This is a genomic window from Anaerosolibacter carboniphilus (assembly GCF_014205875.1).
In the GTDB taxonomy this organism is placed as follows: domain Bacteria; phylum Bacillota; class Clostridia; order Peptostreptococcales; family Thermotaleaceae; genus Anaerosolibacter; species Anaerosolibacter carboniphilus.
The window spans coordinates 46,123-72,043 of record NZ_JACHEN010000005.1; the positions used below are offsets into that span (position 1 = coordinate 46,123).

25 protein-coding genes are annotated in these 25,921 nt (G+C 36.2%); 8 read left to right on the forward strand and 17 right to left on the reverse strand.

From position 1 onward, the window contains the following. Positions 1-2: 2 nt before the first annotated feature. The 3 genes from larE to HNQ80_RS05465 form a co-directional block, all read right to left on the reverse strand. Positions 3-845 carry an ATP-dependent sacrificial sulfur transferase LarE gene (gene larE / locus HNQ80_RS05455; protein WP_243183006.1) on the reverse strand — a complete coding sequence of 281 codons (843 nt, stop codon included), beginning with the start codon at positions 843-845 and terminating at the stop codon, positions 3-5. Then, positions 835-2,172 carry a nickel pincer cofactor biosynthesis protein LarC gene (larC, locus tag HNQ80_RS05460; RefSeq protein WP_184308957.1) on the reverse strand — a complete coding sequence of 446 codons (1,338 nt, stop codon included), beginning with the start codon at positions 2,170-2,172 and terminating at the stop codon, positions 835-837. Before larC ends, larE begins: the two co-directional genes overlap by 11 nt. 299 nt (positions 2,173-2,471) lie before the next feature. Further along, positions 2,472-3,602: an aldo/keto reductase gene (locus tag HNQ80_RS05465; protein WP_184308959.1), complete on the reverse strand. Its 1,131-nt coding sequence runs from the start codon at positions 3,600-3,602 to the stop codon at positions 2,472-2,474. Between the two features lie 620 nt (positions 3,603-4,222). Between HNQ80_RS05465 and HNQ80_RS05470 the strand changes: the two genes are divergently transcribed. The 4 genes from HNQ80_RS05470 (at position 4,223) to HNQ80_RS05485 (ending at position 9,561) form a co-directional block, all read left to right on the forward strand. Next, positions 4,223-4,768 carry a MerR family transcriptional regulator gene (locus HNQ80_RS05470; protein WP_184308961.1) on the forward strand — a complete coding sequence of 182 codons (546 nt, stop codon included), beginning with the start codon at positions 4,223-4,225 and terminating at the stop codon, positions 4,766-4,768. Positions 4,769-5,351: 583 nt separating this feature from the next. Further along, positions 5,352-5,999 (forward strand): endonuclease/exonuclease/phosphatase family protein, encoded by a 648-nt coding sequence (locus HNQ80_RS05475; RefSeq protein WP_207726870.1) that lies wholly within the window; start codon positions 5,352-5,354, stop codon positions 5,997-5,999. A 1,419-nt stretch (positions 6,000-7,418) separates the two neighbouring features. Further along, entirely contained in the window at positions 7,419-8,906 is a 1,488-nt protein-coding gene (locus tag HNQ80_RS05480) for a DUF1538 domain-containing protein (protein ID WP_330602769.1), read from the forward strand. Beyond that, positions 8,896-9,561, forward strand: coding sequence for a P-II family nitrogen regulator (locus tag HNQ80_RS05485; protein ID WP_184308967.1), 666 nt, complete (start codon positions 8,896-8,898; stop codon positions 9,559-9,561). Before HNQ80_RS05480 ends, HNQ80_RS05485 begins: the two co-directional genes overlap by 11 nt. 375 nt (positions 9,562-9,936) lie before the next feature. Here the strand turns inward: HNQ80_RS05485 and HNQ80_RS05490 are convergent, their stop codons facing one another. The 3 genes from HNQ80_RS05490 to HNQ80_RS05500 form a co-directional block, all read right to left on the reverse strand. Further along, positions 9,937-10,293 carry a hypothetical protein gene (locus tag HNQ80_RS05490; protein ID WP_184308969.1) on the reverse strand — a complete coding sequence of 119 codons (357 nt, stop codon included), beginning with the start codon at positions 10,291-10,293 and terminating at the stop codon, positions 9,937-9,939. A 100-nt stretch (positions 10,294-10,393) separates the two neighbouring features. Then, on the reverse strand, positions 10,394-10,765 hold the full coding sequence (locus HNQ80_RS05495; protein WP_184308971.1) for a RidA family protein: 372 nt from the start codon (positions 10,763-10,765) through the stop codon (positions 10,394-10,396). 178 nt (positions 10,766-10,943) lie between these two features. Then, positions 10,944-12,137 carry a MalY/PatB family protein gene (locus tag HNQ80_RS05500; protein ID WP_184308973.1) on the reverse strand — a complete coding sequence of 398 codons (1,194 nt, stop codon included), beginning with the start codon at positions 12,135-12,137 and terminating at the stop codon, positions 10,944-10,946. Between the two features lie 236 nt (positions 12,138-12,373). Between HNQ80_RS05500 and HNQ80_RS05505 the strand changes: the two genes are divergently transcribed. Continuing rightward, a complete protein-coding gene (locus HNQ80_RS05505) occupies positions 12,374-13,081 on the forward strand; it encodes a helix-turn-helix domain-containing protein (RefSeq protein WP_184308975.1) in 708 nt (235 codons plus the stop codon). A gap of 204 nt (positions 13,082-13,285) precedes the next feature. On the opposite strand, the gene HNQ80_RS05510 is transcribed toward HNQ80_RS05505, so the two are convergent. From HNQ80_RS05510 to HNQ80_RS05535, 6 genes are all read right to left on the reverse strand, one after another. Next, positions 13,286-13,576, reverse strand: a complete 291-nt coding sequence (locus tag HNQ80_RS05510) for a hypothetical protein (protein ID WP_184308977.1) — start codon at positions 13,574-13,576, stop codon at positions 13,286-13,288. Between the two features lie 126 nt (positions 13,577-13,702). After that, positions 13,703-14,080 (reverse strand): winged helix-turn-helix transcriptional regulator, encoded by a 378-nt coding sequence (locus tag HNQ80_RS05515; RefSeq protein ID WP_184308979.1) that lies wholly within the window; start codon positions 14,078-14,080, stop codon positions 13,703-13,705. 272 nt (positions 14,081-14,352) lie between these two features. Next, positions 14,353-18,693: a DNA polymerase III subunit alpha gene (polC, locus tag HNQ80_RS05520; protein WP_184308981.1), complete on the reverse strand. Its 4,341-nt coding sequence runs from the start codon at positions 18,691-18,693 to the stop codon at positions 14,353-14,355. 578 nt (positions 18,694-19,271) lie between these two features. Beyond that, positions 19,272-19,964 carry a cadmium resistance transporter gene (locus tag HNQ80_RS05525; RefSeq protein ID WP_184308983.1) on the reverse strand — a complete coding sequence of 231 codons (693 nt, stop codon included), beginning with the start codon at positions 19,962-19,964 and terminating at the stop codon, positions 19,272-19,274. 40 nt (positions 19,965-20,004) lie between these two features. Continuing rightward, entirely contained in the window at positions 20,005-20,526 is a 522-nt protein-coding gene (locus HNQ80_RS05530; RefSeq protein WP_184308985.1) for a hypothetical protein, read from the reverse strand. Between the two features lie 107 nt (positions 20,527-20,633). Beyond that, positions 20,634-21,386 (reverse strand): transposase, encoded by a 753-nt coding sequence (locus HNQ80_RS05535; protein WP_184308987.1) that lies wholly within the window; start codon positions 21,384-21,386, stop codon positions 20,634-20,636. A 161-nt stretch (positions 21,387-21,547) separates the two neighbouring features. On the opposite strand from HNQ80_RS05535, the gene HNQ80_RS05540 reads away from it, so the two are divergent. The 3 genes from HNQ80_RS05540 to HNQ80_RS05550 are packed head-to-tail and all read left to right on the forward strand — an operon-like array spanning position 21,548 to position 23,336. Then, positions 21,548-21,991, forward strand: coding sequence for a MarR family winged helix-turn-helix transcriptional regulator (locus HNQ80_RS05540; protein WP_184308989.1), 444 nt, complete (start codon positions 21,548-21,550; stop codon positions 21,989-21,991). Positions 21,992-22,008: 17 nt separating this feature from the next. Beyond that, positions 22,009-22,830, forward strand: a complete 822-nt coding sequence (gene arsM, locus HNQ80_RS05545; RefSeq protein WP_184308991.1) for an arsenite methyltransferase — start codon at positions 22,009-22,011, stop codon at positions 22,828-22,830. Between the two features lie 11 nt (positions 22,831-22,841). Then, complete coding sequence (locus tag HNQ80_RS05550) at positions 22,842-23,336, forward strand: arsinothricin resistance N-acetyltransferase ArsN1 family A (RefSeq protein WP_184308993.1); 495 nt, start codon at positions 22,842-22,844, stop codon at positions 23,334-23,336. A 60-nt stretch (positions 23,337-23,396) separates the two neighbouring features. Here HNQ80_RS05550 and HNQ80_RS05555 read toward each other — a convergent pair whose 3' ends face one another. Genes HNQ80_RS05555 through HNQ80_RS05575 form a run of 5 tightly spaced genes read right to left on the reverse strand, consistent with a single transcriptional unit; the run spans position 23,397 to position 25,692 of the window. Beyond that, a complete protein-coding gene (locus HNQ80_RS05555) occupies positions 23,397-23,798 on the reverse strand; it encodes an arsenate reductase ArsC (protein ID WP_184308995.1) in 402 nt (133 codons plus the stop codon). A gap of 40 nt (positions 23,799-23,838) precedes the next feature. Next, a complete protein-coding gene (locus tag HNQ80_RS05560; protein ID WP_184308997.1) occupies positions 23,839-24,174 on the reverse strand; it encodes a Lin0368 family putative glycerol transporter subunit in 336 nt (111 codons plus the stop codon). Positions 24,175-24,202: 28 nt separating this feature from the next. Continuing rightward, entirely contained in the window at positions 24,203-24,580 is a 378-nt protein-coding gene (locus HNQ80_RS05565) for a Lin0368 family putative glycerol transporter subunit (RefSeq protein WP_184308998.1), read from the reverse strand. Between the two features lie 48 nt (positions 24,581-24,628). Then, the gene (locus tag HNQ80_RS05570) at positions 24,629-25,345 is read right to left on the reverse strand and encodes a metallophosphoesterase family protein (RefSeq protein WP_184309000.1); all 717 of its coding nucleotides are present in this window, start codon (positions 25,343-25,345) and stop codon (positions 24,629-24,631) included. Positions 25,346-25,356: 11 nt separating this feature from the next. Continuing rightward, on the reverse strand, positions 25,357-25,692 hold the full coding sequence (locus tag HNQ80_RS05575) for an ArsR/SmtB family transcription factor (RefSeq protein ID WP_184309002.1): 336 nt from the start codon (positions 25,690-25,692) through the stop codon (positions 25,357-25,359). Positions 25,693-25,921 lie beyond the last annotated feature (229 nt).

The window sequence follows — 25,921 nt, forward strand, 5'->3', positions numbered from 1 at the left end:
AACTACCTCAAATTTGCCTTTTCTTCCGATGAAAGCACTTCGTTCATACTGCCGGTTCTATATCCCAGCACATCCAAAGTAGCATAAGCAAATCCGATCTTCTTAAACCTCTCGCCTATCTTATCCATCACTTCCACTTCAAAGAATTTAACTCTTTCCTCAGGGGAGACTTCAATTCTTGCTATCTCTTCATGATGTCTTACTCTTACTTGCTTTATGCCCATATCAAGTAAAAACTGTTCCGCTTCCTCTACCATTTTTAGCTTTGGAATCGTAATTTTCTTTCCATAAGGAAATCTAGAAGACAAACATGCAAAGGCGGGCTTATTCCAAGTTGGAAGTCTTAAGTTTTTTGAGAGTTCTCTTATATCCACCTTAGTTAGCTGCGCTTCCTTAAGCGGGCTTACTACTTCTAATTCTCTGGCTGCATGCATTCCTGGTCTGTAATCACCAGTATCATCAAAGTTTGATCCGTCAAAGATATATTCGATTCCATTTTCTTTAGCCACTTCTTTTATCTTTGTAAAAAGTTCCTTTTTACAGTAGTAGCATCTATTTTTAGGATTGCTGGCAAAGCCCTCAATATCTAGTTCCTCAGAAGATATGATTATATGTTTTACCCTCATATCCGCAGCGTACTTAATCGCTTCATTTAGTTCTCTCTCGGGATAAGTTGATGAAGTAGCTGTAACTGCTATGAGTTTGTCTCCTAATACTTCATGGGCAACCCGAACTAAGAAGGTGCTATCTACTCCACCTGAAAAAGCGATTGCTGCACTGCCTCTTTTTTGGATGTTATCTTTTAATAATTGGAATTTCTCTTGCAATTTTTCATTATTTATCAAAATCGTTAACCTCCATCATTTTGTAAACTTCTTTGTATACCCTGTCGATTGGTATGTTTTTTTCATTTGCTATCCTTTTGCAGTCCTCATACTCTGGTTTATACTTCACTTTTTCACCTTGATAGTATGCATTTTTGACAGTTACATTTCCGTACTTTGTTTTGATTTCTACGAAATCTCTTTTCAGCATCATTTTTTCAACTTTGTATTTTCTAATCCCTATAGAAGTGGTTTCTTTAAAGATTACTTCTAGTACATTTTTCTCTTGCTTTCCATTAACCAATACACTGAGCTTTGTTGCTGTCCTTCCTTTTTTCATGGAAATCGCCGTTCTGAATACATCCAAGGCGCCTTGTGCAAAAAGTTTTTCTTCAATATGACCATAGAGTTCTGGGTTCATGTCATCAATATTGGTCTCTAAAATATATTGCTCTTCTCTCTCATTATTTCTGTCTTCACTGCCAAGATATATTCTTAAAACATTTGGGATCTCAAGATCTCTATGCCCTATACCATACCCAATCTTTTCTACTGAAAAGTTCATATTCTCGGTAAATACGCCCACATTTACTGCCAATATTGCAGCCCCAGTAGGCGTAGTCGTTTCAAATGGCACTATACCGAATTTCACAGGAATGTTCTTTAAAATTTCAATGGTGGCAGGAGCTGGTACAGGCATAAGACCATGAGCACATTTAACAAATCCTCCTCCAACCTGAACCGGGGAAGCCATGATTTTATCTGCTTTTAAGAAATCCAAACATATGGCTGCCCCCACCATATCCACAATTGAATCAATAGCTCCTACCTCATGGAAATGTACTTCATATAAAGTTTTTCCATGGACCTTTGCTTCTGCTTCAGCAACCTTCATAAACATGTCTAAACTAAGTTTTTTAACCCCATCATTTAAGCCACTTGAATTTATTATTTTCTCTATATCTTTCAAGCTTCTATGATGATGCTCGTGATTGTGAACATGCCCTTCTTTACTATCATTATTCTCATCTTGATGTTGCTCCTCATCATTATTATGATTGGAGTGTTCATGGCTATGTTCATGAGCATGTTTATGATTATCACCATGTGAAGCTTGCTCAGAAACATGTATCTTATGATATGACTTATCGTTTAAAATAACGTCAACCCTTGTTCCTGTTATTCCAAGTTTAGCAGACCTTTCAATTTTTATTTCATATTCAGTATTCAAGTTAATCTTTGAAAGTTCTTCCATCAAATATTCTTTCGGGACTCCTAAATCTATCAGTGCTGCTAAATTCATATCGCCACTTATTCCACAAAAACAATCGTAATATAAAATCTTCATATTCATAACTCCTTCTAACCGTTTGAATTTTATTTTACTTCTTCATCTGATAGTTCCATTTATATTCCTGCTTTAAGCAAGGTTAACTATCCTTTTACTTTCCCTAGGTCAGAATATTATAATGGCTACTAGAGGCAGTATGGCTTCCTTTTATGTCTTAATTTTTTATCTGCCTCCAATAAAACACTGTTATTTCCTGTATTCGGCTATATGAAAAAACCAACAACATCGATTTTTCGAGCATTGCTGGCTTTAATCTATACTCTATCCGGCTGATACTCTAATCTTACTTATGTCTTCTATCTGCGTAAAGGAAGCTCTACTTCAAACGTATCAGCTACATCCTTTAAACATTTTGTAATCTCAATATGCTGCGGACAATGTCCTTCACATTTTTTACATCCGATACAGTCTGATGCCTTGCCATGTATTTTTGTATAATTATCATAATATACTCTTTGTAAAGAAAATGCGGTCTTTAAGGATTGTTTCTCCGTATTGTATAATGCAAAATACTTGGGAATGGCTATATTTTTTGGACATTCATCTACACAATATTGGCAGGCTGTACATGGAATCGCAATTGCTTCATTAATAATCTCCACAGCCTTTTTTACAACATCATGCTCTTCCTTTACAAAAGGCTTAAAGTCCTGCATATAGCCTATATTATCTAGCAACTGCTCCATATCAGACATTCCACTTAATACCATCATAACACCATCATAACTTGCTGCAAAACGGATCGCCCATGATGGTATGGACATGTCAGGATGATAATCTTTAAATAATTTCTCTGCTTTTTCAGGTACTTTCGCAAGGTTACCACCTTTTACAGGTTCCATAACAATAACTGGTTTATTATGTCTTCTTGCTACTTCGTAGCATTTCCTTGACTGAATGCTTTCATTGTCCCAATCCAGATAATTAATCTGTAATTGAACAAAATCTACTTCCGGATGGGCTGTCAGGATTTCCTCTAATAAATCCGCATTATCATGATAAGAAAATCCAACCTGTCTAATTTTTCCTTCTTTTTTCTTTTCCAGAACGAATGTAAAACTATCAAGTTCTTGAGCTATCTCATAATGCGCTACACCCAGGTTATGAAGAAGATAGTAATCAAAATAATCCACACCACATCTTTCTAACTGTTCGTTAAAAATTCTTTCCTGGTCTTCCTTAGTTTTCAAAAACACCACTGGCAATTTTGTGGCTACAGTGAAACTGTCTCTTTTATGACGTTTTACTAACGCCTCTCTAATAGCTATTTCACTCTTACCCATATGATACATGTACGCTGTATCAAAATAGGTAAATCCTTTTTCTAAAAAAATATCTACCATTTTCTTGACTGTATCCAAATCGATACTTTCGGTCTCATCTACCGGTAAACGCATAAACCCAAATCCTAATTTGTTTATTTCCATACCTGTATTTCCTCCTTTATTTACTTTCCGGAATAATTTCATTTATGCAGGCAAGTGCGTTCAAACAGATAATTCTAATTACGATGGATAACGAATTTACCAAAGCAAGAACTACAGTTTATCCGTTAAATTGCATAAAACTTAGTCCATTTTCCACTTATTACCTGTATACTTCTGCAATCGTCATTCGCTTTTGCCCCCTTGAAATTCAGTCTACCACTTGGAGTTAACTCCAAGTCAACTACTTTTTAATAGGAGCACAATTAAAATTAACTGGGCTCCTATTAGGGAAAGATTCTCTGTATTCACACGATAAATTACTGTTATATGGGAGCTATATAAAATCTATCAAGATTAACATTTAATATGGATTAGTTTTTAGAGAGCAGGTCAATATGACTCATTTCTATATGTCGATACATGAATAATTTTCAATAATTAAATATATCAATAGATAATCTTATGGATCTCATGCTTTTTAATTTCCAAATTTCTTGATAATCCACTTTACCAGCAGGGTAAAATAATTTAAATAATTGAAAAACCTATTGCAACTGACGTAACGTCAGGTTGTATAATTTACTTGTCGACAAACAAATCGTACGAAACGAGGTGAAAAGATGCCAAAAACCTCTTGGAAAATTGGTGAGCTTGCAAGCCAGTGTGGAATAACCGTAAGAACACTGCACCATTACCACCAAATAGGTCTATTAGTGCCCTCTGAATTTACCGAAGCTGGTCATAGGCTTTACACAAAGGCTGATGTATCAAAGCTTCAGCAGATATTGTCCCTAAAACAACTAGGACTTTCATTAGAGGAAATCCATAACTTTATTGAAAATCCTAATTATAATCCGATGCTCGTAGTTCAAACTCAACTCGAAATCATAAATGAACAGATAAAGTTAAAGGAAAAGCTGCGCTATGAGCTTGAACAACTACAAACATTACTGTCATTTAACCAAAATATAAGTGCAGACCAATTATTAAAAATAATGGAGTTGATCCGAATGAATGAAAATAATTATTTAACACCAGAGCTTGTCAAAAAGATGAGAGCTTTCCTTAATAGCCTTACCGAAGAAAAAAAGTTAAAGATGAAAAAGATGCTGCCGCTCGTTGATGAGACACAAAAACAGGCTTTGCAGAAAATGATCTTAAAATAGCATGATATGCAAGCGATATCAATCTGTAGACCCAATCAGTACAACAACAGGAGTAAAACATAAGCACAAAGTTAACTAAGCGGGCTTCTCGGCTGTCAGCTTTTTGCGCTCCGACTTCCACGCTTTGAGCGGGATAGGAGCGCGCCCATTCAAGTAACGACATAGGGACGGTTTGAAACCACTGAAAAAGTTTCAATAAGAGGAAACTCTTCGATTCTGTCATTCTGAGCACAGCGAAGAATCTAGTATTTAAAGGCTTTAGAGATTCTTCATTTCACTACGTTTCATTCAGAATGACAAAATTCTAGCTTTTTTCAGTGGCCTCGAATCGTCCCCCTGTCGCAAAATAAATTTAGAGACTTTATTTTGAAACTAACCGGACTTTTATTGTTATTATTTATCTACATGTTTCTCACTCTATTCGAATAATATAACTATAGATAATGCTGTTCGAAGGCACTGAAAAAAGTCAAACAATATAGTAGATAGCAAGGCTGTCATTCTGGACTTTTTCAGTAACCTCATACTGTTTAAATATCTGTGGGGTGAAACTATGGAATATGGGAATAACAAAATAAGAATAATGTCCTATAATATTCACAGCGGAAAAGATCTTTTTATGCTCCCAAGTTTGGATAAAATCATTCACTTCATAAAAGAAGAAGATTGCCAAATTATTGGAATTCAAGAAATCAATGAAAACAATCGGCGTGGTTACCAGGTAAGTAGAATGAAGCAGCGTCTGCGGATGAACAGCGCCTTTGCTCCCAATGTGAAGATTGGAGACGGTTATTACGGAATAGGTATTTTTACACCCTATAAGATCCTCCAAACAAATCATATTCCACTGCCCAGTACAAAAGAACAAAGAGGATTATTGGATGTAACGTTGTTGATAAATCATCAGAGACTCCATGTCATGAATACCCATTTGGGATTAAGCAGAGAGGAAAGGGAAAAGCAGATCGAAAAAATCCAAAAATACATATCCTCCATAAAAGAACCATTTCTTTTCATGGGTGATCTCAATACCGCGGTGACAGGGTGGAGCAGCCATCAAATGGTTGATACCGGCAAGGCTTGTCAACAAGAACATCTATCCACCCTCTTATGCTATAACAAAAGAATCGATTATATCTTTGTATCCAAGTCTATAAAGGTACTCAATTATCAGGTAGTCCCTGTAAAGCTGTCTGATCACTATCCCATCATGGCAGAGATTATTATTTAAATGGTTAGCCGTATTCGGGTTATGCTTTCGGGTAAAAAAGAAAACAGATACAAGACTTGGGGACTGGTCCAGTGTGTTTTCTACTGCACTGGAGCCCAGTCCTCATGTGTTACCTAAGCGAAGAGCTACTTTATTTGACTTTTTCAGTGTCTTCGAACCATCCCCATGTCGCAGATCCCCACTATAGGAGTAGCAGGAGCATTCAGGGGCAAAGCAGACTCCATTTTATGTAAGCCTGCTTTGTTTCGTATTTATTTTGCATTGAAATCCGCCGCTATAAGCAATGCCTTGGTTTCGTTAACACTGCTACATTACCATTCTAAGGGAGCATTTTAAATATAAGGTGGGTTTATATTTTCTTTAGGCTATTTCAGTGTGCTATAATAGATAGTAATCAAGTAGTTTATACTATAATGGTTGTTTAAATACTGATAAGGAAACCTGTACTAGATGATATTGCTTATTCTATAGAAAAACTCTCTTCATTCTAGAGGAAAGGAATATATGCCTATGATTTTCCTAAATAGAAAATTTACAAATAGATTGCTTATCTTTGAAATGGTTATATTGCTTGTCTTTCTTTGTCTTGGACAATCTTGTGTTACGCCTATGGGATCTTTTAATGTACCTACACAATCTCTCAGTGATAAAATAAATTTTTCCGGAACCTATCTAACATCATATGATTCTTATTTCTCTTTGCAGGTGCTAAAACCTGAAGAGAGGAGTAGAAATCTAAAGAGTCTAAATCTTCTCTATAACGCATTTGTTTTCTGGGCTTTTTCTACCTATATTCTACATTTACTCAAAGTCAAGAAGAGTCTTACTCCTCAACAGGATGTTCATTTAGTTTTATTTAAAAAATTAAGAAGGTTACTTAATCCTAAAGACAATGGGAGTAAATATAAAACGTTTTTACTGTGGACTTGAAAATAACTATTCCACAGTAAGGAGGTTTAAGTATATGCCTATAGATGTAATTGCCGTAATTATTGTTTTTCTTATATTCTCAATTGGCGGATTCATTTTAATAAAAAAGGCTGAAAGAGAAATTAACAACAAAGATGACAATCATTAATAATCAATAAGAGTAACGCACCCCTATAGCATATAAGAGATAGATTGGCGGATTAGATATTTAATCTGTTCTTAATCAATGGGGGGAGTTAGCCAACTATTCTGATTGAAATTATTACCCTAGCTTCCAGAATAGCATCGTGGATAGTTGTATGCTCATTAATATATGTTCGGATAATTTTTTGATAGAACGCTTGATAAAAGGCTCTAGCATATGTTACCGGCTTCCCTAATTTCTTAGTGTTATTAGGATAGGTTAACATAATTTTCTAGAGCTTTTCCTTTATTAGCCTTACCAACATTGTAGATAAATTTGATAAAAGGAAGTGAAAATAATTGAATGTGCTTACTGAAAAACTGAAAGAAGTCTTATTTTCAGTTCTACCCATTACAATCATTGTATTGATATTAAGTTTCACGATTACACCTATTGAGACACCCATGATTATTCGATTTATTCTGGGTGCATTGCTCATTATTTTGGGTCTATCAATCTTTTTAATAGGCGTAGATATTGGGATTACTCCTCTTAGTAGTCTAACGGGAGCCAGTCTTGCTAAAACCAATAAAGTGTGGATACTAATTGCTGCTGGGTTAATCCTTGGTTTTTTTATTTCAATTGCTGAGCCGGGACTAATTGTTCTCGCCAATCAGGTTGACTCGGTGACATCAGGGGGAATATCTAGTATAAATATTCTTGTGGTAGTATCTATCGGTATGGCAATAATGCTTTCTCTAGGCTTTCTTAGAATAGTTTCGAATGTACCGCTATATAAAATGTTAACTGTATTGTATGGCCTTACTTTTATTTTAGCATGGTTTACTTCATCGGAATTTTTAGCAATATCCTTCGATGCTTCAGGTGCAACTACCGGGATATTGGCGGTGCCATTTATTCTTGCCCTTGCCGTAGGGGTTTCTAAGCTGAAAAAGGATAGTAAGGCATCGGAAAAAGACAGCTTCGGTTTGGTTGCCATCACATCAGTCGGTGCCATCATGTCGGTTATGATCATGAGTATTCTGGCGAAAATCAACGACTTTTCTAGCACTCTTGAATTCAATATGTCTACATCAGCCAGTATTATAGAGCCTTTTATACAGATACTGCCAGATATATTGAGAGAAAGCTTCGTTTCCCTGTTGCCCCTTGTGATTATTCTTTTGGTTTTACAAAAAGTAGCCTTTCAATTGAGCAAGGCAGCTTTCAGAAAAATATTAAAGGGTTTTGTCTATACATTCGTAGGACTATTACTATTTCTAGTTGGTGTCAATGCTGGCTTCATGGATGTAGGCAGCATTGTAGGATATAGTCTTGCATCATTAGATAATAAGCTATATGTTATAATTATAGGATTTGTTGTTGGTGTAGTAACGATATTAGCTGAACCTGCAGTTTATGTGTTAACACATCAAATAGAAGATGTTACAAGTGGATATGTTAAGAGAAAAGCCGTATTAGTTGCCCTTTCCATCGGAGTAGGTTTTGCAGTGGCTTTATCAATGATAAGAATCATCGTACCAGAAGTTCAACTACGGCATTACCTGTTGCCTGGATATATAATTTCCATTGCCATGACTTATTTTGTTCCTAAACTGTTTGTAGGGATTGCATTTGATGCAGGAGGAGTTGCTACAGGGCCTATGACTGCAACCTTTATATTGGCTTTTACACAAGGCGCTGCTGAAGCGATTGAAGGAGCCAACGTTTTAATAGATGGATTTGGAATGATTTCTATGGTAGCATTAACTCCAATCATCACATTGCAAATATTAGGTTTGATTTTTAATGCAAAATCTAAAAAGGGAGGTCTACTAACGGATGAGGAATAATCCTGACAAAATAGAGTTTGAATTACTCTGTGTAATTGTGCCCTTTGGGCTGGGAAGTAAAATTATAACGTACGGAAAGCAATGTGGAATAACGGGCGGTACAATTTTTTTAGGAAAAGGAACAATTAAAAATCCTATCTTAGAATTTCTGGAGTTAAATGAAGTTAGAAAAGAGGTAGTTTTAATTGCGGCAGAGAAAAATGCAGCCTACGCAGCTTTAGAAAAACTTAACAAGAAATTCAGTTTTAATAAACCAAACCACGGTATAGCGTTTAGTACTTCTATTACGAGTATATCGGGAATTACCAATCTTACATGCAATGAAACTAATGAAAGTAGAGGTGTGGAAAATTCTATGTTTAATGCTATTACTGTAATTGTTGATAGAGGGAAGGCTGAATCTGTAATAGAAGCTGCGACAGAAGCTGGCGCTAAAGGAGGAACGATTATCAATGGAAGAGGCTCTGGGCTCCATGAAACGACTAAGCTGTTTTCTATGGAAATAGAACCAGAAAAAGAAATTGTCCTGATAATTGCTGAAAATCACCTAACTGAATCAATCGCTTCTTCAATTAGTAAACACCTTCAAATTGAAGAGCCAGGCAATGGCATCATGTTTGTTCAAGACGTCAATAAGACCTATGGTTTATACTAAAAAGCCTAGACGTATAGAAGATTGTAAATATCATTGCACATGAAGAATATAAATGTACTGTGAAGACCATCTGTGCTCTTTTGAACAATAAGTTAGGAAAACTACATTATCGTTAAACATAGAGGGTGCCTTAGGTAAAGTACAAGTACCCTCTATGTTATTTTGAAGATACAAATCATATCAATTCTTTGGCAGAGAGAATGCAGTTATATGAATTTAAACTAATGGGTTTGTGATTACACAGAATATTTTAATGATTTTCCTGTATATATAGAAAGTGTAAAATAAATGGTGTAAACTTCGAGGTTGATATAAAATTAAAATATCACTAAGGAGGGTACACCATTTATTTTACACTCTCTCTTTTTATTTAACTTAATCTAAATCCAAAGATTCTTGTATTATCTTATCCAATTGCTCAATCGGAAATATACCTTCTCCAAGCCCTGCTACATAGTATAGTTTCAGCCAATATGCATTATTTTCAGTATATGTTTCAATTGCCATTCTTATATTATCCTCTGTTAAAGACTTAACTATAATATCTACAGAACCCGCTTCAATATATTCTCTATTCTCTTTATTCATATACCATAATAAATTTTTTGGAGTCGTGACAACCAAAGTCATGCTAAATCCATTTTCTAATTCGACGCAAACATCAATATTATCATTTTCAATATCAGTTACTATATCTAAAGGAGTAGGATATGAAATATTTTTTATATTCAAATGTATTCCTCCTTATTTATAAAGTTTTTTAATTACTGTAACTTTCATCGTTCATCCACCTTTCAAGTTTTTATTTATAAAATTAATTTGGGGACAGCTTTCATGGCATTACAGCAATTGCTTCTATCTCACAAAGAACGCCCTTTGGAAGCTCCTTAACCGCTACGCAGCTTCTAGCTGGTTTAGACACAAAATACTTTGAATATACCTCATTAAAGATCGTAAAATCTGCCATATCTGCTAGGAAACATGTAGTCTTAATTACATATTCAAATCCGCTTCCTGCTTCTTCAAGAATTGCTCCCACATTGCGACAACTCTGTTCCGCCTGGTCTTTAATAGTATTTCCTATCATTCCATCTTCTGGATTTACTGGAATCTGACCGGACGTATATACCAATCCATTCACTATAAAGCCCTGTGAATATGGTCCAATTGCTCCTGGTGCATGTACTGTTTCTATTATTTTCATAATCATTTTCCTCCTGTATTTTATATATCTGGGTCCTGCAATAATTTTAATCTCAGCAAATTACTTCACCTTATAACCCCAATTAAACGGATCACTTAACGTGTAATACCGTCTAATATACTACCCTTTGAACTTATCCTTCATTTTCACCGTAAGCATCGGATTCTGCAGCTTCTTCTTACTTTGTATTGATTGCATCACATATTCTTTTCAGGCCTTCAGCCAAGACAGATTTCGGGCATGCAAGATTTAACCTGATGAAGCAGTCTGAATTCTGTACAAACATACCTCCCCCTTCTAATAGAACGCCTGCCTTATAAGCAAAGAACATGGAAAGATCCTCATCCTTGCTGAAATAAGCGCTTAGATTTACCCATGCAAGGTACGTTGCTTCCGAAATTTCAAAAACGGCTTTTGGCAAATTCTCTGCTAAATAATCTCTGGTAAAATGAAAATTGTCATCCAGATAAACTCTAAGTTCTTCTAACCAAAGTTCTCCCTCTTCATAAGCAGCTTGGGCACCGGCAACACTTAAAGGATTGTCAAAATTGTAATGCCTTGAAAGCCAAATTTCTCTTAATTTTGCATTCGGAATAATAATATTTGAAAGCATCAGTCCGGCCATATTAAATGTCTTACTCGGAGCCATACAGGTAACTATTTTCTCATACTCAGGAAATAGGTTAGCTAACGGAATATGTTTTTTATCCACCCTCAGAAGATCACAATGAATCTCATCTGAAATAATCCACATATCGTTTTTGACGCATATATCGCCCAATCTTCTAAGCTCTTCTTCAGTCCAAACTCGACCTGTAGGATTATGTGGATTACACAAAATGAAAAGCGTTGTTTTTTCATCAGCTGCTTTCCGTTCAAAATCATCGAAGTCAATACTATAGCGACCATTATCATTTATAAGATCTGCACATACACACTCCCGATGATTAAAATCTGCTGCATATTTAAAATATGCATAAGAAGGAGTTAAAAAGATAACCTTCTCATCTGGCTTGCAGATATAATCAACAAGTTCATATAAAGCAGGTATAATCCCATTAGACATTACCAGGTGTTTTCTTTCAAAGCTCCATCCATATCTTCTGATACACCAATTCACAAAAGCATTATAATAAGTATCAGAGAATATACGGGTATAACCAAATATTCTTCTGTCCAGACGTTCTTTGATTGCATCAATGATTACCTGTGGTATTGCAAACTCCATATCTGCAACCCACATTCTGATAAACTCCTCATCCTTGTAAGGAAATGTCATTGAATCATCGGCATGAAAGATATAGTCACGGAAACCATCTGTATTCATTGCATTTGTATTTCTTCTGTCAATAATTTCGTCAAAATTGTACATAATCTCACCCTTCTTTCTGTTTTTTTATGCATCCTGCATTTAGTTACACTAATCTTACTGGTATAATCGTCCAGCGTCAAAACAGCATAAGTTTCTTTAAAATAGATATTTTTTGTCGATTGTCTATTTAAAGTAGAAAATTGACCCTGATTGTGTTATAAATAAATTAATTATTAAATTTAATCTCACATATTAACCTTTTAATCTATTTTAAATAAACTTTTCGAGGAGGTTCTATGTCGGAAATTAGCATTGAAATCGGTAAAAGAATCAGAAACTTCCGTAAGAAGAGAAAGATGACAATAGAAGAATTGGCCCAGATTATCTGCAAAAGTAAAGCAACTGTATCCAAATATGAAAAAGGGGAAATTGTACTAGATATTGTTACATTATACGATATAGCCAATGCACTCCAGCTCCACGTTGAGCAGCTTCTTTATTGCAAACCGGAGCGGACAACCATATCTACAACAGGTAAAAATCCAGCATTTTTTAACGGCCTTTCCCAATTTTACGCCTATGTTTTTGATGGGCGAACAAACCAGATAATAAAATGTGTATTTGACGTTTTATCAGAATCTGGAGAATCCAGATATAAAATCATGATGTACATGAATTTTAAAGATTATAATAATTATCAGAACTGTGAAAATACATATTGGGGGTATATAGAACACTATGACGCTCTTACGAACATCTTTATGAAGAATCAAGATACATCCATGGAACAGATAACCATCAGTATTTTAGCATCTTTTCTAGATTCAGATACAAAATGGGGGCTATTCTTTGGAATCTCTTCACGACCCATGATGCCAATCGCAGTCAAAATGCTTTTTTCCAAAAAGATGTTAAGAGAAGATGAAACCCTTATCAAACAGCTTAAAGTTTCACGAGAAGATATCCGCCTACTGAAGCTTTATAACATGCTTTCAGTAACATAACGCATAAGAAAAAAGGCATCCCAAATCTGATTGAACTTATATAACCGCACGTAAAACGTTCGGTATCAGCATATTCTTTGAACTATAAAAGCCTTGTTCAATATGATATTGAACAAGGCTTTCAGTAATGCTTTTTTTGTGTCTGCTTTTTCTTGATAAGTTCAACTTTGGATATAATCTCAAAGCCACGATTTAGCTATCTTATTATGCCACACTATAAATCTTCACTTCAGGAGCAGTACTCCACAATGGCTTAAGACCAACCACAACATCATTATTAAACATTTCAGTTTTTAGATAAGCTTCTGCATTTTCAACACTATCAAATCCATGAAGCACTTGAACATCTTCAGCTCTAATGAGAAGTTCCTTAGAAACTGCGCCTTTTATTTGTGTCAGAAAAGGTTGGCGATAATCAGTATATACCTTGGCCGCTGCCGGACGGTTTGCTTCATCAATCACCATTGTAATTTCTAAATATGCTTTTGTACTCATGATATCAACCTCCATTTAGTTTATTTTATTGTATGGATCAACCATGACTGAAGTATATCAGAGTAACTTATACGGGTAAATATATTAACAAATTTATAAGTAGCTATTAAATTTCATAGTATTTCATCATAATTGATCGCAGGTCATGCACGGAGGCAATTTCTTGTCTATTTCCTCATTCGTATGGGTTCTTGACCATTGACAGATGCTTTGAAGAATCGGGAGAACCGATTTTCCACCTTCGGTGAGAGAGTATTCTACTTTTGGCGGAATCTCATTATATTGTTTCCGCTGAATAATTTTATCCGCAATTAATTCTTTTAACATTGCAGCAAGCACTGCGTCGGTAATGTTGCTGAGTTCTTTTCTTATTTCACCGTATCGCATAACATCTTTTGAAGATAATACACAGATAATCCTAGATTTCCATTTACCTCCAAAAATATTTAGACCATATTCTATCGGACACATTATCTCTTTTTCAAGCTTTGGTACATATTTCATTTCTATTTCCTCCCAACGCTATTCAAATCTAATTAACTCTCGTAACTTTTCTTAATATAGTAACTATTTTTTGTATAGTATCTATTTTTAACAAAGTAATTATTATCCATCATAGCATTTAGCCTGTAAAAAGTCATGTTATATATCCAAAACTGTAATAAACACCCTAAATGTTAGTCTTCTGCCTAACATTTAGGGTGCATTTCAAACCGTCCCCTGTCGCATTTTATTACGTACTTAGCAATATCAATCCACGGTGGTGACTTTACCCATTAGATTACATCAAAAAAGCTCATTTGATCACTTTCTGGAAGACCGTTCAAGCAGCCAAACTTTTTAAGTAAGTCTATAGCAGCATTCCCGATCTTGGCCCGTTTCCTTAGATCTTCTATTGAACTGATGGGCTCTTCTTCATGAAATGCATTAAATATACCTTCTGATGCAATGTTTCCCATGCCGGAAATACTGTTTATAGGTGGCCTTAAGCCGTCCTCCTCTACCAGAAATTTTGTGGCATGGGACTTATTTAAATCTATGGGGAAAAATTTAATCCCCCTCTCGTACATTTCCAAAACTATTTCCAAGTCATCGTACATATCCTTATCCTTGGGGGCGGCTTGCATGCCCAACATTTCTATTTCCTTCATCTTTTCTTTAACCTTTTCTTTTCCGAATATCATAAATTCTGCATCAAATGCCTTTGCTCTAATGCTGAAGTATGCTGCGTAATAAGCCTTAGGTATGTGAACCTTGAACCAAGCTATCCTGAAGGCCATCATTACATAGGCTGCAGCATGGGCCTTAGGGAACATATATTTTATTTTTTTACAGGAATTTATATACCATTCAGGCACATTACACTCCCTCATTTGCGCCTCATATTCCGGCCATTTGTCGTCCTTTAGTGCCTTTCCCTTACGTACTGTCTCCATAATCTTAAACGCAGTATTAGGTTTCAGACCTTTTTTGATAAGATACGTCATGATATCATCTCTCGTACATACCGCCTCACTTAAGGTAACGATTCCCTCATCAATCAAGTCCTTGGCATTGCCGATCCATACATCTGTACCGTGAGAAAGCCCCGATATACATATTAAATCCATAAAGGCCTTTGGCATTGTATCTAAGAGCATTCCCCTTACAAATCTAGTTCCGAATTCAGGAATACCAAAGGTTCCCACTTTGGAATTTATCTGCTCCGGGGTTACTGCCAGCGCTTCCGTGGATGAAAATATAGACATGGTCTTCTTATCATCCATAGGTATCGTTTTAGGGTCCACTCCGGTTATATCCTGCAGCATTCTTATGACTGTGGGATCATCGTGACCCAATATATCCAGCTTCAATAAATTCTGATCAATAGAGTGATAGTCAAAATGCGTTGTTATAATATCAGAATTTGGATCATCAGCAGGATGCTGTACAGGGCAAAATTCAAAGATTTCTCTTCCTTTAGGCACTACGATGATTCCACCAGGATGCTGGCCCGAGGTTCTTTTTATGCCTGTACAACCCTTTGCGATTCTGGCTATTTCTGCTTTGTTTACTGTTAGGTTCTTTTCTTCAAAATATTTTTTCACATAGCCAAAGGCTGTTTTATCCGCGATGGTTCCTATGGTTCCTGCCTTAAAAGTTGTGCCCTTTCCAAAGATTACTTCTGTATACTTATGGGCTGTTGCCTGATATTCACCAGAAAAATTTAAGTCGATATCCGGCTCCTTATCCCCATTAAAGCCCAAGAAGGTTTCAAAGGGTATGTCTATACCATCTTTGACCATCTTTTCTCCACAAACAGGACAAAGCTTATCCGGTAAGTCAAAACCAATTTTAAAACCATAATCTGTAAAGTCCGAATGCTTGCAGCCGGGACACCTGTAATGGGCTGGCAGGGCATTTACTTCCGTGATCCCCGTCATATATGCTACAACAGATGAACCTACGGAACCTCTAGATCCCACCAGATAACCATCTTCGTTTGATTTCCATACCAGTTTTTGTGAGATGATGTACATTACGGAGAAACCATTTTTTATAATGGAATCCAATTCCTTATCTAGTCTTTGCTGAACAATTTCCGGCAATAGATCGCCATATAGCTCATGGGCCTTCCCATAAGTGATGTCCTTAATAGTCTGCTCACAGCCCTCAATGTGGGGCGGACATTTTTCCGATGAAATGGGGCTAATCTGCTGGCACATATCTGATATCTTATTAGTATTTGTGACAACCACCTCATATGCCTTTTCAGCTCCTAAATAGGAAAATTCCTCCAGCATCTCCTCTGTGGTTCTTAGATATAAGGGCGCTTGATCATCTGCATCCTTAAAGCCCTGTCCTGCTTCCAGTATACGTCTGTATATCTCATCCTCAGGATCCAAAAAATGAACATCTCCCGTTGCCACTACAGGCTTATTTAATTTCTCTCCCAGCGCTACAATCTTTCTGTTAATTTCCCTTAGATATTCTTTATTAGGCACCTGCTCTGTTCTTATTAAATAATCATTATTTCCTAAAGGCTGTATCTCCAGATAATCATATTCCTCTGCAATGGCCTCAATTTCCTCATCAGATTTTCCTAGAAGTATTGCCTGATACAGTTCCCCTTCACTGCAGGCACTTCCAAGTATCAAACCCTCGGAATACTTTTTATATATGCTTTTCAGTATACGGGGTCTTTTATGAAAATAATCTAAACTAGAGATAGACACTAATCTGTATAAATTCTTTAACCCCACATAATCCTTTGCAAATATGATTGCATGATAGGTTTTAAGTTTTTTATACTCCTGCTTCAATGCCTCCTCATCAGAACCATATATATCTATTTCCTCAAGGGTTTTAGCTCCCCTCTCTTTAAGCATTTCAAGCATTATATGAAACACCTTAACTGTGGTATCCACATCATCCAAAGCTCTATGTGCAACCTCTACTTTTATGCCAAGATTTTTAGCAATTCTTCCTAATTTATAGGATTTAAAATCCGGGAATAACTCCTTCGCTAGGGATAAGGTATCCACATATGTAAAGTCGAAGTCATAGCCTAAGACTTTGGCATTATGTTTTAAGAAGCCTATATCAAATCCTGCATTATGGGCAACCAAAACACTCCCCTTAATAAAGTCCAGCATTTTAGGAAATACCTTCTCTATGGTTTCTGCATCCTTTACCATATCATCCGTTATTTGGGTGACCTCCACCACCTTTGATGGAATAGGCTTTTCAGGATTTACAAAACAACTGAATTTATCGATTACCTTACCGTCCTCAAATTTCATGATTCCTATTTCAGTAATTTTTTCAGTTACTGGTGAGAAGCCTGTCGTTTCCAAATCCAGCACACAATATGTAGTATCGATACTCTGCCCCTTGGGATTTGTTACAGATGGTTTTTTATCCGGTGCCAAATAGGCCTCCACTCCATATAAAACCTTCATGTCGGGATGATCTCTCCCTAAAAGCTTATGGGCTTCAGGAAAGGACTGCACCACTCCATGATCGGTTATTGCAATGGATTTCATGCCCCAACTCATAGCTCTTTTGATCAAATCAGTGGCACTTGCCATAGCATCCATCCGACTCATTTGTGTATGCATGTGGAGTTCTACTCTCTTCACCGCTGCTCTGTCTGTCCTCTGAGCCTTCTTTATGCCTTCTATTTCTACGATTGTATTCGCAATCATCTCAACTTCTCCAGAAAACTTGCTGTAGCCTGCGTTTCCTGCAATCCTGACACCCTTAGCCTTTTTAAGCCTGGACAATATCTCTTCGTCTTCACCAGGCTTCAAGAAAGACTTACAGGTCATGGAACTTGAGCCATCATACAAATCAAAGGAAACTAATGTCTTTCCACTTTTCAATTCCTTCGCTTCTATATTGGATATTTCACCCTCTAAAGCGATCTTACCCTCATCCGGTGTAATATCTGTAATTTTCATTATGGTATCTTTAATCTTACTACTTCTGCCTACTATCAAAAATGGATCGCGTTTTTTCCCATCGGTCTCTGCTTTTGCTTCCTGCATTTTTACTCCAGATTCATTAGGCAATTTGTTCATATTATTGTTTGCTGTCTCTTTTACTTCTTGAATATACAATAGTTCCTTTGCAAGGGTTTCCTCTTGCTGCCTTATTACTTCTTCACTGCTTACTTTATCAGAAAAATTTATTGTATATGCTGCGTCGTACAGTTTTTTTATGGTCTCATGGATTTTTTTATCATAATTCATGCCTTTTAAAATGTCGGATACAGCGCCATTAAAGCTAAAATTTATGGTATCTTCATCCACTTCATATTCACTATTACTCAGCAGTGCTTTTAAGGCAGGATATTTATTTTTCAGGGAAGATATAATACTTGGGAGTTCCTCTTCTACAGGCTTTTTATCTGTCTTATCGTCATACTTCACCGTAATCGTAGACTCATTTAAGCCAAATCTCTCTCTTATAAACTTATTGAGATGTTCAAATTCACTGATTTCAATATATTTATCAGCGCTAATTTTCATTTCAAGGGTTTTGTCTTTTTTGCTTAAGACCACCGATTCTACCATGGCAGTATTTATATTACCACTTATGATAGAATCACTAAAAATTTCATTTACTCTTCTCATGTTGTCATCTAACCTTCTCCTAAAAATTTTCAGTATGTTACCATTATATAAGACAAGCTTATACTTTGTCATATACAAAAATAGGATAGCATTATTTCTTTATTATATCACTATTTGGGGTAGTGGGAGCATCCATGGGCTTATCTATAGCAGGCGGGGTTCTTGGTAGTTGACAGGCGGAAAGAAAAAAGCGAGGTTATTTAACCCCGCATTGCGTAAGCGTCAAATTAGTCCTTTCCAAAGTTAGTTGATTTTACAAGATTTTCACCATGAATCCCCTATTTCTTTTATTTTTTATCTACGTATTTTTCAACTTTATCTTTATATTTTTTCACCATCTGGGATTCTAACTCTTTCAGAAGCTCACGCTCAGCCTTCTTTTCTTTTTCAACTTTATCTTTGCCATCAATGTTATATTTTGCTTGGGCTAAGCCAAACGTCGCATAAGAATTGAATTTTTTACTTTAGAATCCTTATAAGCCCCATTTATATGCAAAGTGATTTTTATCCAACGTTGTAATGTGTATAGGCAAACGGAACCGTCCCTACTTGCTATATAAGAGAGAAATGCCCTACAATCATCCCGAAAGCACTTTCTTATATATAAAAGCTATCGTTCCACTTTCAATTAATATAAAAATTCCTAACCCTATGAATATGATAGGAATAAAGACATGCTTATTCATTTCAATGTTTTTCTGAACGAAAGGATATTCTGCTAACCTTAGACCAATAAAACACCATAGTCCTGTAAGAAGTATAAAGACTGCCACTGTTATCATGATGTCAATAAAATTCATACTTGTAAAAAGAGGTATATAAATCCCTATATTATCTCCACCGTTAGCAATCGTTACGCTCGCTACTTTTAACACACTTGGATTAACAAAGTCCTTCATAAAGGGTATTATATAGCTTTCTTGCATACTTGTTGATTCTTCAGGTTTGTTATTCTCATTATCTTCCGCTTCTTGCTGCTCTACATTCGTCTTATCCATACTCTCTGTTTTGTGTTCAAAATATGCTTTTATACCTAAATATATCGGCACTATTCCAAGAAACCCTACATATTCACTTGGAATGAGCGATATACCTAGAGCACCAATTATACTTACCGCTGTTAGAACCCCGATTCCTAAATACTGCCCAACAATAATATGTCCTTTTTTCATAACATGATTTATTTGCGAGAAAAAAAGCATGAGTACAAATATGTCGTCTATATTGGTACTTACAAATGAAACAAAAGCCGTTATTACAGTACTTAACAATTACTTTTCCTCCCCCTTTATGATCTTTCAATCGATAAAGCTAAAATTTTAAATTATCTTTTTCAATCAAAGGATTTAACCAATCAGACAATCCTTCAAAAATATTTTTATCACTTTCACTAGTATTGTATTCACTTTCCCAATGTCTACCTGTAGTATAATCTATATTAACTGTGTTGTAAGAATCAATAGTTAGCCGCTGATGCATGATTTGGTTTTTGGAACTACTATGAGTTATAAAGATTTGCATAAACGAATATGTCTTTCCTGTTATATTTTCAGAATCTCCCGGCATAAGATTTTTAAAACTAAACTTTTTTGAGTATTTATAGTTGTCTAAGATGTTGATTACTTCATCAATATCATTTTTGTCATCTATTATAAGATCATACGAACTACCGAAACTTCCCTTCCGATAATGAGCATATATTCTAATTTCTTCTATATCCTCTATGCTTCCTATATTTGCAGCATCATTGAAGTTGATTGGTTGAGTAAAAAAAATGTAAAAACTAATTATGCTAATAGCAATAATTAAAACTATAATTATTTTCTTAGACATTATTATTAACCAACCTCCCATCCATAGTAGATATTACATTCATATCTATACAAGACACGGGGACGTTTCGTTCGTCTTCTTTTTTCAAGTAAAGTATTCTACTTATTCTATTTTATAGCCTTTTCAATAATCGTTTTTCCTACCCCTAGTACTCTTCCTAACTGTCTTATACTAGCCCCTGTTCTTTGATATATCTCTTTAATTATTTTATTTCTTTCTTCACTGCCCATCTCTAATAATGCATCTATATGTATCTCTGTTTCAAAGATTTTTCTAAGTCTTGCATCGGTATATTTTTGAGTAGTCCTGTATTCTAGGAATTCCTCTTTTGTAGAAGCATTCATAAACTCTTCAAAGTCGGTGTCCTTTTCAAAATATGCTTTGACTAGTTGATCATCCACGAAAGCTTCTTGTCTGTTATATGCCAGGATATACTGCTGATAACTGCTCCATGGATAATCCTTAGCATGATTTGTGATTTTAGCTTTTACTGGGTTTTGATGAATATACCTTAATACATTTATTAAATATTCCTCTGTTTCAACGACTTCGCTCATATACCGATTTTGGAATAAGTGTCCTGTTCTTTCATGTTTGTTATTATGCCACTGAACGTAACCTACAGTAATACGCTTAATGCTTATGCCGATCTCCTCCTGCTCACCTATCAATAGGTGTACATGATTATCCATGAGACAATATCCGTAAAGTTTAAATCCAGCAGTTTTCCTTGCCTTGAGTAGCTTCTCTATAAATTTCATTCTGTCTTCATCATCTAAAAAGATATTTCTTTTGTCTATCCCCCGAAGCATGATATGATAGATTCCAGTTTTACTTCTTACCCTTGCTATCCTTGCCATGCTATCCCCCCTGTCTCAGAATATCATAAGAATATCGCTCAGACAATCGAAACGTCCCCGTGTCTTGAACTTATATATCATTTGCATAAAAAATAAAAAAATTTAAAATACTATTGCAACATGCAATTATTTTATATTACAATTATATTGAGGTGATACACATGACAAATACAAATAACAGTCAGCAACTTAGAGAACTTGTTAAAACCCTGGTTAGAAATCTGGGTGTCCTAGAAAAAAGTGAAGCTTCCTGCTGCGGCATAACCCTTGGCCAATGTCATGCTATCGTTGAGATTGGCAGTAGAAAAACGATCTCATTAAATGAACTGGCTGAATTGCTCAATTTAGACAATAGTACCATGAGTAGAACTGTAAATAATCTAGTTAATCAAAATCTCGTTGAAAGAGAAATAGATCCAAGTGATAGGAGGTATGTGAAAATAAAACTAACAAAGGAAGGTGAAGCATCTTTTCATTCTATTGAAGAGAGTATGACACAATATTTTGAAACTGTTCTTGCGTCCATAGCCGATGATAAAAGGGATCAGGTGATTGAAAGTCTTCAGTTATTGGTTAAAGCTATAAAAAATAATAAATGTTGTTAAGGGAAAGGGGTTATATTATGAACTTTGATGTTAAACAGAAAGTAAGGGATTACTACGGTGGTATTGCAAGTCAAGTGAAATCAACAAGTAGCAGCGGGTGTGGATGCAATGCCTCATGTTGTGGAGATGTTAGTAATAGCTCTCTCATTTATAACAGCGAACAGCTAAAGAACTTGCCTAAAGAGGCTGTCGCTGCATCCTTGGGCTGTGCAGATCCAGTAATATTTGCCGATATAAAAGAAGGCGAAACAGTTTTAGACCTAGGAAGCGGCGGTGGTATTGATGTCTTGGTGGCCTCAAGATATGTAGGAGCGACCGGGAAAGTCTATGGTCTTGATATGACTGATGAAATGCTTGAGCTGGCAAATCAAAATAAGACAAAGATGGGTGCTACCAATGTAGAGTTTATCAAAGGATTTATCGAAGAAATTCCACTAAATAATGAAGCCGTTGATTGTATTCTATCCAATTGCGTCATTAACCTATCGGAAGATAAAGAAAGAGCATTAACTGAAGCCCATCGTGTACTAAAAGCAGGTGGACGACTAGCAATCGCTGATATCGTAAATCTAACAGATGTACCAGATCATGTACGAAAAAGTGCTGAGTTATGGGCTGGATGTATTGCCGGAACCCTTAAAGTCGGTGAATACAAAGAGATTTTAGAAAAAGTAGGCTTTACAAATGTAGAAATCGAGCCTGTCCATGTCTATACAAAGAGCGTAATAGAAAGTCTCGCCAATCAAAAAGATACAAATCTAGCAGATATCCTTGCCCAGACTGATATTGAAATTCTAGATGGCGCTTTTGCAGGGGCATACATTAAGGCTTACAAGTAGGGGGTTATCTTATGAACTTCACAACTAGGTTTGCAACCACTGATGATGTTCCAGCTATTCGAGAAATTTATAATCAAGGAATTGAGGATCGAATCGCTACCTTAGAAACCAGATTGCGAACAGACGAAGATATGAAAGAATGGCTATTGAATAGAAGCGACCAGCATAAGGTATTGATAGTACAGGATGACACTGAAACTATCCACGGATGGGCATCCTTAAATGTGTTTAATTCAAGATGCTGTTACAGCGGTGTTGTCGATATTTCCGTATATATTCGTAGAGATATGCGCGGAAAAGGATTGGGAAAGATTCTTCTACAAAACCTTATTGGCGTAGCGAAGGAACAGGGTTTTCACAAACTGGTTTTAAGCACCTTTAAATTTAATGAAGCAGGTCAGCACCTGTATAAATCTGTAGGCTTTAGGGAAGTGGGTACCTATATTCAGCAAGGTATCTTAGATGGCAAGTGGATTGATGTAACGATTATGGAGAGACTTCTTTAGCCTAAATAAGTTCATTATTTAATCAAACTCAAAAATGGGAACCCAAAGGATTCCCATTTTCTATAACTCACCTTTTTTTACTCTTTCAATTAAGTCTTCTACCTTTGACTTGATGATATCCCTTGTTTCTCTAAATCCTTCAATAGGTCCACCGGAAGGATCTGTTAAACCCCAATCTTCTTCATGCTTACATGGCACAAATGGGCAAACAACGCCACATCCCATGGTAACCAATATGTCGATTTCTTCAGGAATATCTGTCAACAGCTTAGGATAATGCTCACTCATATCCACCTCTGCTTCTTCCATCACCTGAACTGCTAAGGGCTTTACTTCATGGTATTCCTCCGTCCCTGCAGAGTAAACTTCTAAAACATCGGACCCTAAATGTTTTGCCCAACCTTCTGCCATCTGAGAACGGCAAGAATTATGAATACATACAAATGCTACTTTCTTTTTCATGTTGAATCCTCCTTATTTGTCTTCTAGACTATTATATTTTCTATAGAAATGTAGCTAGAATAAATGCACCGATTGCTCCTCCTAGGATTGAAGAAACAACTGTAGGCATAGCTTTTCTTAAACTTGCACCAGAATATTTAGCTCCAGCCAATAGGCCTACGCCTGCTGCCCAGGCCATATCCACCCAAGCGCCTCCACTCTGATGAATCATCCCTATCCCGTGATTTAATGTCCAGACTGTCCCTACAATAAATCCTGCTGCCATCCATCCGCCGATAGCACCCCAGGTTTCTACCATCTTTCCCCAACACAAACTAACTAAAAAAGGAAAAATAAATGCACCTGCAAACGTTGAAATCATCAGTCCTACCGTCACGTTTATTGCTCCCTTCCATATCGATAAACTAAGCTTTTTTACCTTCTTGCTTTTCTTTCTCTATATCCTTTTGAATGATCGCTGCCATAATTCCACCAGCAATCCCTCCAAGGATTACAATCACAAGAGTAGGAATTGATTCTATCAGTGGTGTAATGGAGCCTGCGGAGAATACTGGTCTCAATGTACCACAAACGCCGATGGCTAAGGCCATATCCACCCATGCACCCTCCTCGGGATTGTGGAGTATGCCAATATGGTGATTTAAGAACCACATAGTACCAATAATAATGAGAGCTGCTACCCAGCCACCTGCAATACCATAGCTTTCAGCGAACTTTCCCCATACACTCATAACGAAAATGCCTGCGATGCTGCCACCAATCATTGTTCGGATGTTTTTCATACTGCCACCTCTTCAAATAAGTATGCTATCTCGTTGAACAACCTACACTTACAGAATTCCTCTTAAATTCTCTGCAAACCTTTCTGGTAGCCCTGCGTCAATCACTGCCTGGGCCATCTTTTCATAATCATATGTGACATATTGTATGTCCATCTCCACGTGGTCCTTGGTCACATCTACAATAATGTAAGTTCCTCTTGGATCTCCTTGGGCATGCTTTGGTTTGCCCACACTACCGCCATTCATAAAATGAATGTCATTCACTAACTGATGAAAGGGTTTGTGAGTGTGCCCACAGATAAGTATATCAAAGTTTGCTCCTTCAGCAATTTCGTCCAACTCCTTAGACTTCTCATACAAATACTCATTATTTCTTCGCGTACTGCCATGGACGAATAGGACTTTCTTACCCTCAACCTCTTGCCAAAGCTGTTTTGGCAACTCCCGAAGCCATTTCTTATTCTCATAGGTAGTATGCTCCCGTGACCAAAAAAGAGACTGGGCGCCAAGATCCATGGCACTTTGAACATTGTAGTCACATCCACATGCAAACAAATCTTCACCTACACTATGATCATAATTGCCTTGTAATGTAGGTATCTGTCTCATTCTTATAAGTTGAATTACCTCATTGGGAAAGGGCGCATATCCAACTAAGTCTCCAGTACAATAAACTACTTCTATGCCCTTTTTCTCTATATCTTCTAAAGCAGCTTCTAAAGCATAGATATTTGCATGGACGTCAGAAATGACCGCAAATTTCATATTTACACCTCCTAGTACTTCATGCAATTATATTTTTCCTCTGAAGCATCTTTGATCAATTCCTTTGATAAAACAAGAATTGTTTTGATCTTTTCATCTGCAATACTGTAATAGATAAATTTGCCTTCTTGCCGTGCTTGGACCAAATCACTTTCCCTCAAGCATTTCAAATGATTCGATATTTTAGATTGACTAAATCCTGTATATTCAATAATTTCTGTTACAGTCTTCTCTCCATCCATAAGACTCTCGAAAATTAGTAATCTGCTGTAATCAGCAAATCCTTTAAAGAATTTACTTATTAGCTTTAGCCTCATAATATCTTCATTGCTCAATTGTACTTCCATACCTATTCCCTTCTTTCCTGATATCCACTTGTTATGATCATAACCTATATACTTTGATAGAATACCTAGTCCTTATGATTTTAATTATATATCATGATATTCTGATGTGTAAATATATAGAGCGTTAAATCTTTGTTAACTTCCATGACATTGCCACATAATAGAGGTCTCACCAAAATTAGAAATAATGCTGATGCGACCTCTAGTGTATGTCTTTCAATCTTCAAGA

Coding starts and splice junctions, on each gene's coding strand:
- HNQ80_RS05475 (WP_207726870.1), top strand. CDS start 5,352: ATGTCCTATAATATTCACAGCGGAAAAGATCTTTTTATGCTCCCAAGT.
- HNQ80_RS05510 (WP_184308977.1), bottom strand. CDS start 13,576: ATGAGTACAAAAGCATATTTAGAAATTACAATGGTGATTGATGAAGCA.
- HNQ80_RS05485 (WP_184308967.1), top strand. CDS start 8,896: ATGAGGAATAATCCTGACAAAATAGAGTTTGAATTACTCTGTGTAATT.
- HNQ80_RS05550 (WP_184308993.1), top strand. CDS start 22,842: ATGAACTTCACAACTAGGTTTGCAACCACTGATGATGTTCCAGCTATT.
- HNQ80_RS05515 (WP_184308979.1), bottom strand. CDS start 14,080: ATGAAATATGTACCAAAGCTTGAAAAAGAGATAATGTGTCCGATAGAA.
- larC (WP_184308957.1), bottom strand. CDS start 2,172: ATGAAGATTTTATATTACGATTGTTTTTGTGGAATAAGTGGCGATATG.
- HNQ80_RS05555 (WP_184308995.1), bottom strand. CDS start 23,798: ATGAAAAAGAAAGTAGCATTTGTATGTATTCATAATTCTTGCCGTTCT.
- arsM (WP_184308991.1), top strand. CDS start 22,009: ATGAACTTTGATGTTAAACAGAAAGTAAGGGATTACTACGGTGGTATT.
- HNQ80_RS05530 (WP_184308985.1), bottom strand. CDS start 20,526: ATGTCTAAGAAAATAATTATAGTTTTAATTATTGCTATTAGCATAATT.
- HNQ80_RS05505 (WP_184308975.1), top strand. CDS start 12,374: ATGTCGGAAATTAGCATTGAAATCGGTAAAAGAATCAGAAACTTCCGT.
- HNQ80_RS05570 (WP_184309000.1), bottom strand. CDS start 25,345: ATGAAATTTGCGGTCATTTCTGACGTCCATGCAAATATCTATGCTTTA.
- HNQ80_RS05535 (WP_184308987.1), bottom strand. CDS start 21,386: ATGGCAAGGATAGCAAGGGTAAGAAGTAAAACTGGAATCTATCATATC.
- polC (WP_184308981.1), bottom strand. CDS start 18,693: ATGAGAAGAGTAAATGAAATTTTTAGTGATTCTATCATAAGTGGTAAT.
- HNQ80_RS05565 (WP_184308998.1), bottom strand. CDS start 24,580: ATGAAAAACATCCGAACAATGATTGGTGGCAGCATCGCAGGCATTTTC.
- HNQ80_RS05500 (WP_184308973.1), bottom strand. CDS start 12,137: ATGTACAATTTTGACGAAATTATTGACAGAAGAAATACAAATGCAATG.
- HNQ80_RS05465 (WP_184308959.1), bottom strand. CDS start 3,602: ATGGAAATAAACAAATTAGGATTTGGGTTTATGCGTTTACCGGTAGAT.
- HNQ80_RS05495 (WP_184308971.1), bottom strand. CDS start 10,765: ATGAAAATAATAGAAACAGTACATGCACCAGGAGCAATTGGACCATAT.
- HNQ80_RS05575 (WP_184309002.1), bottom strand. CDS start 25,692: ATGGAAGTACAATTGAGCAATGAAGATATTATGAGGCTAAAGCTAATA.
- HNQ80_RS05470 (WP_184308961.1), top strand. CDS start 4,223: ATGCCAAAAACCTCTTGGAAAATTGGTGAGCTTGCAAGCCAGTGTGGA.
- HNQ80_RS05540 (WP_184308989.1), top strand. CDS start 21,548: ATGACAAATACAAATAACAGTCAGCAACTTAGAGAACTTGTTAAAACC.